Origin of the sequence: Parabacteroides hominis (assembly GCF_014287585.1) — a bacterium.
GTDB lineage: Bacteria > Bacteroidota > Bacteroidia > Bacteroidales > Tannerellaceae > Parabacteroides > Parabacteroides hominis.
In genome coordinates this window covers 216,813-231,119 of record NZ_JACOOJ010000002.1, presented here as the reverse complement: position 1 = coordinate 231,119, position 14,307 = coordinate 216,813, and the positions used below count along the sequence as shown (strand labels likewise).

6 protein-coding genes are annotated in these 14,307 nt (G+C 42.6%); 5 read left to right on the top strand and 1 reads right to left on the bottom strand.

Features of this window, described 5'->3' with window-relative positions; all coding sequences use genetic code 11:
- Positions 1–212 precede the first annotated feature (212 nt).
- A complete protein-coding gene (dnaK, locus tag H8S65_RS02360; protein ID WP_186928355.1) occupies positions 213–2,129 on the bottom strand; it encodes a molecular chaperone DnaK in 1,917 nt (638 codons plus the stop codon).
- A gap of 761 nt (positions 2,130–2,890) precedes the next feature.
- Here dnaK and H8S65_RS02355 point away from each other — a divergent pair.
- The 5 genes from H8S65_RS02355 to H8S65_RS02335 all read left to right on the top strand — a co-directional run bounded on the left by H8S65_RS02355 (position 2,891) and on the right by H8S65_RS02335 (position 14,223).
- Positions 2,891–6,058, top strand: a complete 3,168-nt coding sequence (locus tag H8S65_RS02355; protein ID WP_186928354.1) for a SusC/RagA family TonB-linked outer membrane protein — start codon at positions 2,891–2,893, stop codon at positions 6,056–6,058.
- A 16-nt stretch (positions 6,059–6,074) separates the two neighbouring features.
- Complete coding sequence (locus H8S65_RS02350; protein WP_186928353.1) at positions 6,075–7,955, top strand: RagB/SusD family nutrient uptake outer membrane protein; 1,881 nt, start codon at positions 6,075–6,077, stop codon at positions 7,953–7,955.
- 246 nt (positions 7,956–8,201) lie between these two features.
- A complete protein-coding gene (locus tag H8S65_RS02345; protein ID WP_186928365.1) occupies positions 8,202–11,357 on the top strand; it encodes a SusC/RagA family TonB-linked outer membrane protein in 3,156 nt (1,051 codons plus the stop codon).
- Positions 11,358–11,377: 20 nt separating this feature from the next.
- A complete protein-coding gene (locus H8S65_RS02340) occupies positions 11,378–13,279 on the top strand; it encodes a RagB/SusD family nutrient uptake outer membrane protein (protein ID WP_186928352.1) in 1,902 nt (633 codons plus the stop codon).
- Positions 13,280–13,425: 146 nt separating this feature from the next.
- Positions 13,426–14,223, top strand: coding sequence for a DNA-binding domain-containing protein (locus tag H8S65_RS02335; RefSeq protein WP_186928351.1), 798 nt, complete (start codon positions 13,426–13,428; stop codon positions 14,221–14,223).
- The last annotated feature ends 84 nt before the right edge of the window (positions 14,224–14,307 follow it).

Here is a 14,307-nt window from a genome sequence, read left to right as displayed (position 1 = left end):
CGGGATGATTGGGAGCTATCTTTTCCGATAAACTAACCGGAAAAAGTACATTTTGGTTGGATGTTAACTCTTTAAATACTATCTTAGCCATTGCTATAATGTTTGTTTTTTTGCAACGGTAAGATACTACTTTTTACCGAAATAAACAATAGCAAAGGGGCTGTCACACTTTTTGGACAGCCCCTTTTTTGTGTTATGTAAAAAATGTATGTTTACTTCACTTCCTCGAAGTCAACATCCGTTACACCGCCATCCTGCTTGTTGTTTCCGGCGTTGCCACCAGCTTGCTGGCCGAAGTCCGGACCCGGTTGTGCGCCACCTTGTGCGTTCTGGGCGTTGTACATTTCCTGGCTTGCGGCTTGGAATACGCTGTTCAGTTCTGTTGTTGCAGCATCGATACCGGCGATATCCTGAGCTTTGTGAGCTTCTTTCAGCTTGTTCAGGGCAGCTTCGATAGGAGCTTTCTTGTCAGCCGGAAGTTTGTCGCCGAGGTCCTTCAACTGTTTTTCAGTCTGGAAGATCATGCTGTCGGCCTGGTTCAGTTTGTCGATACGTTCTTTTTCCTTCTTATCGGCTTCGGCGTTTGCCTGAGCTTCTTCTTTCATACGTTTTACTTCGTCGTCGCTCAAACCGCTGGAAGCCTCGATACGGATGCTCTGTACTTTGCCGGTTCCTTTGTCCTTAGCCGATACATTCAGGATACCGTTTGCATCGATATCGAAAGTAACTTCGATCTGAGGAACGCCACGCTGTGCAGCTGGAATTCCGTCGAGGTGGAAACGGCCGATCGACTTGTTGTCTTTTGCCAGTGAACGTTCGCCCTGCAATACGTGGATTTCTACAGAAGGCTGGTTGTCGACAGCAGTTGTAAATGTCTCGGACTTCTTGGTAGGAATAGTCGTATTGGCTTCGATCAGCTTGGTCATTACGCCACCCATTGTTTCGATACCTAATGACAGCGGAGTAACATCGAGCAACAGCACGTCTTTTACTTCACCTGTCAATACGCCGCCCTGGATAGCAGCGCCTACAGCTACCACTTCGTCCGGGTTAACGCCTTTTGACGGGGCCTTGCCGAAGAATTTCTCAACAATAGCCTGTACAGCCGGAATACGTGTCGAACCCCCTACCAAGATCACTTCGTCGATGTCGGAAGTGCTCAAACCAGCGTCTTTCAAAGACTGGCGGCACGGTTCGATACAAGCCTGGATCAGGCTGTCAGCCAACTGTTCGAATTTGGCACGTGTCAGTGTCTTAACCAAGTGCTTTGGAATACCGTTTACCGGCATGATATACGGCAGGTTGATTTCCGTGCTTGTCGTGCTTGACAATTCGATCTTGGCTTTTTCAGCAGCTTCTTTCAAACGTTGCAAAGCCATCGGGTCCTTACGCAGGTCGACACCTTCTTCACGCAGGAATTCTTCTGCCAACCAGTCGATGATCACATGGTCGAAGTCGTCACCACCTAAGTGAGTGTCACCGTTTGTCGATTTAACTTCAAACACACCGTCGCCCAGTTCCAGGATAGAGATATCGAATGTACCGCCACCCAAGTCGAATACGGCGATCTTCATGTCTTTGTTCGTCTTGTCCAGGCCGTAAGCCAAAGATGCGGCAGTCGGTTCGTTCACGATACGGCGAACGTTCAAACCAGCGATTTCACCGGCTTCCTTTGTAGCCTGGCGCTGTGCGTCGCTAAAGTATGCCGGAACGGTGATAACGGCTTCCGTCACTTCCTGTCCTAAATAGTCTTCAGCCGTTTTCTTCATCTTCTGAAGTACCATTGCTGAAATTTCCTGAGGCGTATAGAGGCGTCCTTCGATGTCGACACGCGGTGTGTTGTTGTCACCCCGTACTACCTTATAAGGTACGCGATTGATTTCTTTCTGAACCTGGTCGTAGGTTTCACCCATGAAACGTTTGATAGAGAATATTGTTTTTTCCGGGTTCGTGATAGCCTGACGTTTAGCCGGATCACCAACCTTACGTTCACCACCTTCAACAAATGCAACGATTGAAGGTGTCGTTCTTTTACCTTCGCTGTTTGCAATTACAACCGGTTCGTTACCTTCCAGTACGGCAACACAAGAGTTGGTTGTTCCTAAGTCGATTCCGATAATTTTTCCCATAATTTTCTACTATTTTAATTGTTATTATTTTCTTGTATTTGCTTTTCTCTTTCGAGTCGCATTAACTATTCTACAAATCGTATGCCAAAGTAACAAGGATAGGTTTGGAAAAGTTCAGGTGGCAGGAAGTGTGACAATACGTCAGTTTCTCTATCTGTCCCTAATAAAAATATGGATTATATTATAATATGTATGTTAGTGGATTTTTTTGTAGATATGACAGAATGTGAAGTTTAGCCTATGCTCTGATAAAATTACTAACCGTATGAGTGATTGCTATCTATTGAACGGTTAGAAAGAAATTACCGCGAAGAACGTTTTTTCTTATGAGGATTTTCTGTAAAGCTTTGAATCGTAGATGGTTGTTACTTTTTTTGTAAAAAAAGAATATATATTTATGATTATTCAATTTAAGTCAATATCTTTGGCATCCAAAATGAATATTCTTTTGATCAATTTAATTAGACAGTGTAATTTGCTATTAACTTAGGATAATTATGTTATGGATATGTGATGAATATTGAGACGTGTGTTTTTAAATTCTTGATTTACAAAAAGTTATTTACTTGTCTGGAATATGAAACTACATAAAAATTATTGAATAATTTCCTCTTCGGGTCATTATTCGAATGGGATAACATGGTTTTAAGTAAGTGTGTTAACGCACACATTTACAGTAAATAAGCTTGTCGTATTGATGTTGTGCGAATCTATAAATTCTAATATAAACTATCAAACTTAATACTAAACTGAAAAATTGTATGAAGAATCGTGTTTTTAGTTTCTTACCCCGACTTAGTATCTTATTGCTGTTTTTGGGGATGGTTATTGGCGAAGCCTATGCGCAGTCGCTAACAATAACCGGTGTTGTTAAGGATCAGATGGGTGAACCGCTGATCGGTGTGAACGTAATGGAAAAAGGCACTACAAATGGCTCTATTACGGATGTGGATGGAAAATATAGCCTGACTGTCAAAGGCAGCAAAGCTATTGTTACATTTTCTTATATCGGGTATTTGTCACAGGACATTACGGTTGGAAACCAGAAAATGATTGATGTGACGATGAAGGAAGACACGGAAGAATTGGAAGAGGTTGTTGTTATCGGTTATGGTACGGCAAAGAAAAAGGACTTGACTGGTGCTATTTCGACTGTGAAAGCGGAAAACATGGAAAAGGAAACTCCCCGTTCTGTACAAGATCTTTTGCGTGCAAGTGCTTCCGGTCTTTCTATCGGTATTTCGACAGATGCTGCCGGTACGGCTAATTTGCAGGTGCGTGGTAAAAATACTCTAACTGCCGGATCTTCTCCTTTGTTGGTTTTGGACGGTGTTATTTATGACGGTGATTTGTCTGATATCAACCCGATGGATATCCAGTCAGTAGACGTATTAAAGGATGCCAGTTCCGTAGCTGTTTATGGTGCAAAAGCTGCGAATGGTGTAGTTGCCATTACAACTAAAAAAGGTAAAACAGGCAAACCTGTTGTCTCTTTCAATGCAAATGTCGGTTTTGCACAACCTTCACGTATTCCGGCAGCCTTGGATGGTCCCGGATTTATCCAGTTTCGTAAAGATTATCAGGAAGGTAAACTGACTCCGGAAGAAATGGCAAAAGTACCGGGCAAATTTATGGACCCGCGTCAGTTAAGCGTCTTTGGAGTCGATCCGTTGACTTGGTATAATTATGACCAGGCAACTCCTGTGACAACTTTGCCTTCTGACCAGGAAATGTTGACAACTTGGTTAGGCCGTCTGGATTTCAAAACGATTGAAATTGAAAACTATCTGAACGGTATTGAAACAAATTGGGATGATATTGTCTTTCAAACTGCTCTACAGCAAGATTATACAGCCAGTATAAGCAATAAGAAAGAGGATCTTTCTTATTATTGGTCTTTAGGATATGCTGATCGCGAAGGTATTCGTGTGGGAGATCGTTTTAAGAACTTCCGTACCCGTTTGAACCTGGAATCGAAAGTAACCAACTTCTTGACTATCGGTTTGACTTCCCAGTTCGCTACTAAAGACAAGGGAGCACAGGTTGCCGACGTTACTCAACGTACAAATAACTCGCCTTATACCCCAAATGATATCGATGATCCGGATAGCCCGTATCGGATGTATCCTTCTGGTGACAACAATGGCAAGAATCCGTTTTTCGATAATATGTATCGTGACAAACGCGAAATTGAACATACACTGAATGCAAATATTTATGCGATTGTAAAACTTCCGTTTGGAATTGAGTACCAGATGAACTATACCCCGAAATATAAATGGTATGAATTTATGAAACATGAATCTGCCGAACATCCTGAATGGGCAGGAAAAGGCGGATATGCAGAGCGTAGAAATTCAAAAAGCTTTAACTGGTTACTGGATAATATCATCCGTTGGAAACATCAATTTAACGGAGGGCATAATTTTGAAGTGACTTTATTGGCGAATGCTGAAAAAGGACAATATTGGGATACTTATGTAAGTGCTCAGAATTTCTCACCGAGCGATTTGCTGGGTTATCATAATATGGGGGCCGGAACTGTCTTGTCTTTCTTGAAAGATGATGGTAGAAACCAGGATACATACAAGACTGGCGATGCTTTGATGGGACGTTTGTATTACTCTTATAAGGATAAATATATGATAACGGCTTCTGTTCGTCGTGACGGTTATTCTGCTTTTGGTATGATGAACCCACGTGCGACTTTCCCTGCTGTCGCTTTAGGATGGGTTTTCACTTCCGAGAAATTTATGGAGCCGGCAAGTGATTGGTTAAATTATGGTAAGTTACGTTTCTCATGGGGACAGAACGGTAATCGTGATATCGGTCAGTATGAAGCATTGGCATGGCTGAATTCTTCTTTGAGTCCGTATATCGATCAGAATGGTAATATCTATGTGACATCACAGGTGTACGTGAACCATATGGGTAACTCAGCTTTGAAGTGGGAACGTACCGGTTCTTATAATATCGGTTTGGATTTTTCTTTGTTCAACGATAGATTGAGAGGTTCTATGGAAACCTATATGTCTGAAACGAACGATCTGTTGGTAAAACGTTCATTGCCAGATATTACCGGTTTTTCCGATGTGAAGGCGAACTTGGGTGCTTTGACAAACCGTGGTTTCGAACTGTCTCTGAATGGTGATGTGATGAGCAGAAAGGACTTTAACTGGAATTCGAGCGTTACTTTCTCTTTCAACCGTCGTAAGATCGAACATCTTTATGGAGATATGGAGGATATTAAGGATGAAAACGGTAATGTGATCGGTCAGAAAGAAGCTGATGACTACAAGAACAAATGGTTTATCGGTCATGACCCCGACCAGATCTGGGATTACGAAGGTGATGGAGTATGGCAGTTGGGAGAAGAGGAAGAAGCAGCCAAATATGGAAACAAGCCGGGTGACTTCAAATATGTAGATCAGAATGGCGATGGAGTATTGAATGACCAGGATAAAGTGTTCCAGAAGTACAAAACTCCCCGTTTCTACTTGTCTTGGAGAAATGAGTTCACTTATAAAGATTTCTCTTTATCTTTCATGATGTATTCTCACATTGGAACATACGGCACATTCAATCCGGCTGCAAACGCCATTGAATTGGCAGACCGTCGCAGTACTTTAGATATTGAACGCTGGACTGTTGATAACCCGACAAATGAATATGGACGTCTGGGGTCGAAGAACTTGGGTAACCATTATGTGAACAAGTCTTTTGTACGTATGGAAAATATATCTCTTTCCTACAATGTTCCGAAGAACTTTTTGAAGAAGGTTTCCGTACAGAACATGCGTTTGTCTTTAAGCGTACGTAATCCGTTCGTATTGTCTGGATATACATTCAGAGATCCTGAAGAAGATCCGACGAAAAACGAACTGTGGGTTCCGAGAACATTCAATATTGGCGTAAATTTTACTTTATAAAAGAGGAGATTGAATAATGAAACATATAAAAAAATGTCTTATTTTGGCAGTAGCCGGATTGCCTTTGTTTAATTCTTGTAGCGACAGTTGGTTGGAACCGAAGCCTCTGTCTATCTATACTCCGGAAAATACATATGTGGATGCAGATGGTTTGTATGCTGCATTGGTTGCTTGTGAACGTAATATGCGTCATGAGTTTTTCGGAGACGGTGCTCCGATCACAACCGATATGTACACGACAGACCTGGCTGTCACTGGTACGACCGATAAATCAGGTCCTTTGATGGATATGGATGCGGATCTATTGCCGAGCCGTACTGCAAATGATGTGAATAAAAACAAGATCGGATGGTATTGGGATGAAGGATTTAAAGGAATCAAATATGCCAATATCGTTCTGAACCGTATGAAGAATGCAACGTTCAAAGATGAAGCTGAAGAAAACGCGGTACGGGGTGCCGCCTATTTCCAGCGTGCATATCGTTATTACAAGCTGACACATCTGTTTGGAGATATTCCTTATCTGAGCCAGGAGATTGAAACACCGAAAGTGGATTTCTATACGTATGACCGTTGGAGCATTCTGGAACAGACGGAAAAAGATATGGAGTTTGCCTATCAGTGGGTACCGGAGAAGGTCGATAGAGGAAAACCTTCCAAATGGGCTTGTGGCGTATTGCTGATGAAAGTTTGTATGTCGTTGGGTCATTTTGACAGAGCAATCGAAGTCGGTAAAGAAGTTATCGCAGCCAACCCATTGATGATCGAACGTTTTACTACAAACAAAACAAAACCGAATACGAACTTGATGCATGACCTGCATAGTGTAGAGGCTAAAATGGATATGTCAAATACAGAAGGTATTCTGTATGTCGTGTCTTATCCGGAGGTAGAAGGTCGTGACAGAATCAATACGATGCGTAATGCTACTCCTTATTGGGCGAATGGATCGGTTAAAACCCCTGATGGTAAGACGGGCATGTCTATTGTTCCGACAAATGAAGCCAAAGGTACCGAATTGGACAATGATGCCAATGTCGGTCGTGGTATCGGAACTTGTCGTCCGACCAATTATTATCAGTATGACATCTGGACGGAAAAGGAAAAGAACGACTTGCGTGGTGTATATAACCGCGATAGTTGGAAGGGCGTATTCGACCTTTATTATAATGCTCCGGCTCTTAAAGGAACAGAATGGTATGGTAAACATCCGGTTAAACCTGTCGGAATGTCTGTTTCGGATTCTATCCGTTGCTGGTTCCAGTGGCCTCATTATAAAACGTTTGTTCCGGATCCTTCCGTGACAACAGACCGTAGAGGTGGTGAAACTCCTTGGTATATTTATCGTTCGGCTGAAGTATATCTGATGTTGGCAGAATGTTATTATTGGAAAGATATGAAACAGGAGGCTGCCAATATGATGAACGTGGTGCGTCAGCGTGCCGGTGCAGAACCTCTGGCTGTTTCGGATATCAATATTGGTGCGGTTCTGGACGAACGTGCACGTGAATTGTATTACGAAGAAAACCGCCATGTGGAACTTTCCCGTATTTCATATGTATATGCTTTGACGGGTAAAGCGTGTGAAGTATTTGGTGGCCATGTCTACAAATTGGATAATTTCTCCGGTCCGAAGGGTACGGGTGTAAACTGTAAGGATTCTGGCGTGAACTTCTATTTCGATTGGGTTTCTGCCAAGAACAATTTCTATAACAAAGGGATAAAGACAAACTATGCTGAATATCGTTTCAGTACACATCATGTTCTTTGGCCGATTCCGGAAGGTTCTATCACTTCCAATACCGGTGGCGTTATCAATCAGAACATTGGCTATCCGGGTACTGAGAATAACATCACTCCGTTGAAAGTCGGTGAAGAAGTTCCTGAAAAGTTATAATTGAATCTGTAATTTTGTAATTCATATAGAGTAATAACGTGTAAAGGCACTGGAACTTGAATCATTCAAGTATCAGTGCCTTTTTTTGATTATTTTTTAGCTTTTGGTAAAATAGTATCATGATTTGCAAAAATACTCGGCTCTGAAGATATTTTTTCTTATTAATATTGCAAAATGTTAAACTAAAAAAATATTAGTATGGAAAAATGGACAACAAAATCTTCAAGTGCTCACTTGAAGATAAGGATGTATCTGTACATCCTTATCTTCATCCTTAGTATAATAAACTTTGGAAGTGTGTATGCACAAAGTTTTTTAATTACCGGAAAAGTAGTTGACATCTCAGGAGAATCTCTTCCTGGTGTTAATGTTATGCAAAAAGGTACGACCAATGGAACCATTACGGATATGAATGGAGCATATTCCATCGCAATCTCTGGTAAAAATCCGATTTTGTCATTTTCTTATATCGGTTATTTGACAGAAGAAGTAACTGTCGGAAGTCAAAAGAAGATCGATGTTAAAATGAAAGAAGACACACAAAATCTGGAAGAAATAGTGGTTATTGGTTATGGAACGGCTAAAAAGAAAGATTTAACCGGAGCAATTTCAACGATAAAAACGGATCAATTAGTTGCAGAAGCGCCTTCTTCTATTCAGGATTTGATGCGAGCTAATTCTCCGGGGTTGAATATAGGCATGTCGACAGGGGCAAAAGATCAATCAAGCCTGCAAATTCGGGGTAAAAATACTTTAAAAGCGGGTTCGTCTCCATTAATTGTGTTAGACGGAGTCATCTTTGAGGGTTCTCTTAATGATATTAATCCGGTTGATATCGAGGCCATTGATGTTTTGAAAGATGCCAGTTCGGCAGCAGTTTACGGTGCAAAGGCTGCGAATGGTGTTGTAGTTGTGACTACTAAAAAGGGTAAAGCCGGTAAACCGGTTGTTAATTTTAATGCAAATATAGGGCTTGTTCAAGTAGCAAATCAGCAAGAAATATTGGATGGAGCAGGTTTTGTGAAATATCGTCAGGACTATGAGACAACCCGTAATTCAGCAGAATATCTGGCTAAGTACCCTGAAATTTTTTCTGATCCTCGTAAATTACAGAATGTCGACCAACTGACTTGGTATAATTATACACAAAAAACGCCTGTTACTTCTGTGACAGAGGACGATTTGGTTCGTTCCTGGTTGGCACGTCTTGATTTTAAGGCGCCGGAAATTGATAATTATATGCTCGGTAACGAAACCGCTTGGGATGATTTAGTTTTTCAAACCGGTTTGCAGCAGGACTATACAGCCAGTGTTTCCAACCGTACGGACAATATGTCGTATTATTGGTCATTGGGTTATTCTGACCGTGAAGGTATTATAACAGGTGATCGCATGACCAATTTCCGTACACGCCTGAATTTGGAGTCGAAGATTACGAAATTTTTGACAATCGGTCTGCGCTCAAGCTTTTCTTCTCGTGATGAAAAGAATTTGAATAATTACGATTCGAATGGGAATAACGATAAAGATAAATATTGGCTTTGCGATTGGGAACAAATGGTACGAATATCCCCTTACGGGTCTAATAATTTGGATGATCCTGAAAGTGCTTACCGCCGTTGGCCGACAGGAGATGCTACTCCTGTGAATCCATTTTATGATAATTTGTATCGCGACCGTAAGAAAATGTATTCGACATTGGATGCGAATATGTATGCAAAAGTGTCGTTGCCATTTGGCATTGAGTATCAAATGAATTTTACTCCACATTATGAATTTTATGAACTATATAGCCATGAATCGTCTGAAAATGAGAATTGGGCAAGTAAAGGAGGCAGTTCTGAACGTACGACTCGCAAGAAATTCAGTTGGCAGGTTGATAATATATTCAGTTGGAGACGTGAATTTAATAAGTTGCATACGGTCGAAGCTACTTTCTTGATTAATGCAGAGAAAGGCCAATCTTGGTCGCAATCGGCGAAAACATCTAATTATTCTCCCAGTGATATTTTAGGATATCATCGTTTACAAGCTGGAACTGTTCCTTTAGTAGAAAGCAATGATACTTACAAAACGGGTGATGCGTTGATGGGACGTTTGTTTTATTCGTTTAAAAACAGATATATGTTGACGACATCTGTTCGTCGTGACGGTTATTCTGCTTTTGGACAGATGCATCCGAGAGCTGTTTTTCCCGCAGTTGCTTTGGGGTGGACCTTCAGTTCTGAAAAGTTTATGGAAAGTATGAACTCATGGCTGAACTATGGTAAACTGAGACTCTCTTGGGGGCAGAATGGAAATAGGGACATTGGCCAGTATGAGGCTCTTTCCGATTTGACATCCGGTTTACATCCTTATATAGATCAAAATGGCAATCTTTATAATTCTTCTCAATTGTATGTAAATCGTATGTCAAATATTGCTCTTAAATGGGAAAGGACAACGTCTTATAATGTCGGATTGGACTATTCTTTGTTTAATGACATATTAGGTGGATCCATGGAATTTTACGTTGCAAAGACTAATGATTTGTTGGTGGACCGTGCTTTGCCGGAAATTACCGGTTTTAACAGCGTTGCGTCCAATTTGGGTGAAATCAAGAATAAAGGTTTTGAAATATCCCTTAATGCGAATATCATAAGGAAGGAAAACTTTACATGGTCGGCAAGCGGGAACTTCTCTTTGAACCGTCGTAAGATTACCCATCTGTACGGGGAGATGGAAGATGTCTTGGATGAAAATGGGAACGTTATCGGTCAAAAAGAAGCGGATGATGTTAAGAACAAATGGTTTATCGGACATGATACGGAACAGGTCTGGGATTATGTGCGTGATGGCGTATGGCAGATGGGCGAAGCTGAAGAGGCTGCCAAATACGGTTGCCAGCCTGGTGATTTTAAATATTTGGATTTGGATAAAGATGGAGTGATGACGGATAAGGACAAAGTATTCCAAAAGAACAAAACGCCGCAGTTCCGTTGGACATTACGCAATGAGTTCACTTTTTGGAAAAACCTTTCGCTTTCGTTCATGATGTATTCGCAATGGGGGCACTATAATACATTCAATCGTGCAGCGAATGTTTCAAATTTCCCCGATCGTTGTTCCGAATATGTCCAGCCTCGCTGGATGCCTGAAAACCCGATCAATGATTATGCGCGTATCGGCTCAAAGAACATAGGTAACAATTATGTAGACAAATCTTTTATCCGCTTGGATAATATAACGGTGTCTTATAATGTCCCAAGCAATTTCTTGAAGAAATTTTATGTGCAGAATATGCGTGTATCTATGAGCGTGCGTAATGTAGCCGTATTCTCTCCCCACTGGGATTTTTGGGATCCGGAAACAGGAGTGCCGACCCCTCGTACTTATAATTTGAGCGTGAACTTTACTTTGTAAATTTAAAATCGGAATGAATCATGAAAAAGATAAATTTTAAAAGATGTACAGTGTCGGCTGGCGCTGCGGCTTTATTGGCGGTCATGTTCGCCTGCAGCGACTCTTGGTTGGAGCCGAAACCGCTATCGTTCTATACACCTGAGAATGCTTATGTGAATGCAGAGGGGCTTTACGGCGCTCTGACTTCTTGTGAACGTAACATGCGGCACGAATTTTTCGGGGATGCGGCCCCCATTGTAACGGAGATGGTACAATCTGACATTTGTGTGGAAGGGACGACTGATAAAGCCGGTCCTCAGATGGATATGGATAATACGTTGTTGCCGGATATGAACTTGAATCATGGAGATAAAACGAAAGTCGGGTGGTATTGGTATGAAGGCTATAAAGCGATTAAATACTCCAATGTGGTTATTTCCCGTATAGATGCTGCGACTTTTAAAGATGAAGCGGAAAGGAACGCCGTTTTAGGCGCTGCTTATTTCCAACGTGCTTATCGTTATTTTAAGTTGACTCATCAATTCGGTGATGTCCCGTATCTTGCTGGTGAATTGACTACTCCCAAATATGATTTTTACTCTTATGATCGTTGGAGTATCCTGGAAAAGGTTCAGGAAGATATGGAGTTTGCTTATCAATGGGTACCCGAAAAGGTTGATCGTGGAAAAACATCCAAAGCGGCTTGTGGCGTTCTGTTGATGAAGATATGTATGACATTGGGTGATTTTGACCGGGCATTGGAAATCGGTAAGGAAATAGTTGCTAACCATCCTTTGATGACAAGCCGTTTCACTGCAAACCAGTCAAAGGCCCATACAAATTTGATGCATGATTTACATAGTGTAGAAGCCAAATTGGATATGAGTAATACGGAAGGATTAATGTATGTGGTGGCTTATCCGGAAGTCGATGGCTCCGACCGGGTCCAGACAATGCGTAACGGTGTCCCGTTTTGGAATGGCGGTGCAGTTAAAACACCTGATGGACAAACGGGTACAAGTGTGAATATAGCGGCAGACGAGACAGATCCGGAAATGGACTTGAATAAAACATATGGCCGTGGTATCGGCCGTGCCCGTCCGACCAATTATTTCCAGTATACGATTTGGACGGATAAAGAGAAGAACGACTTGCGTGGCCCGTTCAACCACGACAGTTGGAGGCGTATGGAGGATTTGCGCTATAATAACCCCAGTTTGAAAGGAAAAAGCGAATGGTATGGTAAGAACTTTATCAAAAATCCGGCAATGTCTGTAGAAGATTCTATCCGTTGTTGGTTTATGTGGCCGCACTACAAATTGTTCGTGCCGGATCCTTTACAGCAACAATGGGCTGGTGGCGAGACTCCTTGGTATATATATCGTTCGGCAGAGGTCTATTTGATGATGGGCGAATGCTATTACTGGAAAGATATGAAGCAAGAAGCCGCCAACATGCTGAACGTCGTTCGTGAACGTGCCGGCGCAGACCCGTTGACTGCGGCGGACATCAATATAGGCGCTATCCTGGACGAACGTGCCCGCGAACTGTATTACGAAGAAAACCGCCATTTGGAGTTGGTGCGTATTTCCTATATATATGCAAGGACAGGCAAACCGTGTGAAGTTTTCGGTGGACGGACTTATAAACTCGATAACCTTTCCGGTCCCGGCGGCACAGGTTCGAATGTGAAAGAAACAGGATATAACTTCTGGTATGATTGGGTCGTAGCCAAAAATAATTTCTATAACAAGGGAGTCAAACATAAATGGGCCGAGTATAAAATCAGCGTGCACCATATCCTGTGGCCGGTTCCGGCAAGCGCCATCAACACCAATTATGGCGGAATACTCAACCAGAACATCGGCTATCCGGGTGCTGAAAACAACATCGCCCCACTGAAGGTAGGCGAAGAAACGCCCGCCGGAAAATCCGCCAATTGACAAACTGAAATAAACGAACGCGCATAACAACAACAGCGCACGGGAGGCACACTATCGTCGGGAGACAGCAAGCGAGCTTATCGCTCCCACGATATGTGCCTTCTTTTTTTATTATAATAATTAATCACAATTGAAATTTTTTTATCATGGATCTAACAAGAACTTACGAATGGGAATTCGATCTCGAAGAGTATACGATGACCAAAGACGTGGTGGAGGACTATCTCGCCAAAGTGAAAACCGGCAAGACATGCACGGAAGAAGAAATCATCAAGGACATTATCGCCGAACGTACGGACATCCGCCCGGAAACCCTCCGGATGGGCAACCAGCTGATGGGGGACAAGATCATTGAAAAGTTGTGCGAAGGACATATTGTCGTTACTGCCACGGCCATTTTCGTACCCTCTATCCCTGGTGTCTTTATGGGAACATCCGGACGCGTCGACTCGGAAAAAAATGTTTGCGTCGTCAACGTTACTCCAACCGACGCGATACGGAAAGCGTTGCTTCATGTAAAGCCCAAATACTCCGGTCGTGTCCGCTCTTTGGGTGGTGCACGTGTCGGTCTGATACGCGACGTGGCGACCGGCAAGACGGACGGCACGATCACGTCCGGCGGCATGCTCGACGTGACCGGCAACAAGATTCGTTGCCTCAATGCCGACGGCTCCGGGATCGGTGTCGTCCGTTTCCTCAAAGCCGACACGCGCGAAGAGGCGGCAACCGTCCCGCTGATCGGTATCAACGACCCAAGCCGCTTGGTGTTCAATGCCCCGACATTGGAAGACGGAAGCTATTTGTTCCAGGTAGAGACCTGTTTCAGTAACACAGCCGTATTGCTGAAACAACCTCGTATCATCGAATACCCGATTACTCTGTATGTCGGTGAACGCCCGTCAAGTGGAGGTGGTGGGGAGGAAGAACGCCCTGGTGAACTCTGATCTCTTTTTGTAACGACAGTCGTTACCGAACGGTAATAACTGTCGTTATGCTTCGGTAACGGGAGATATTATGCTTTGGTAACG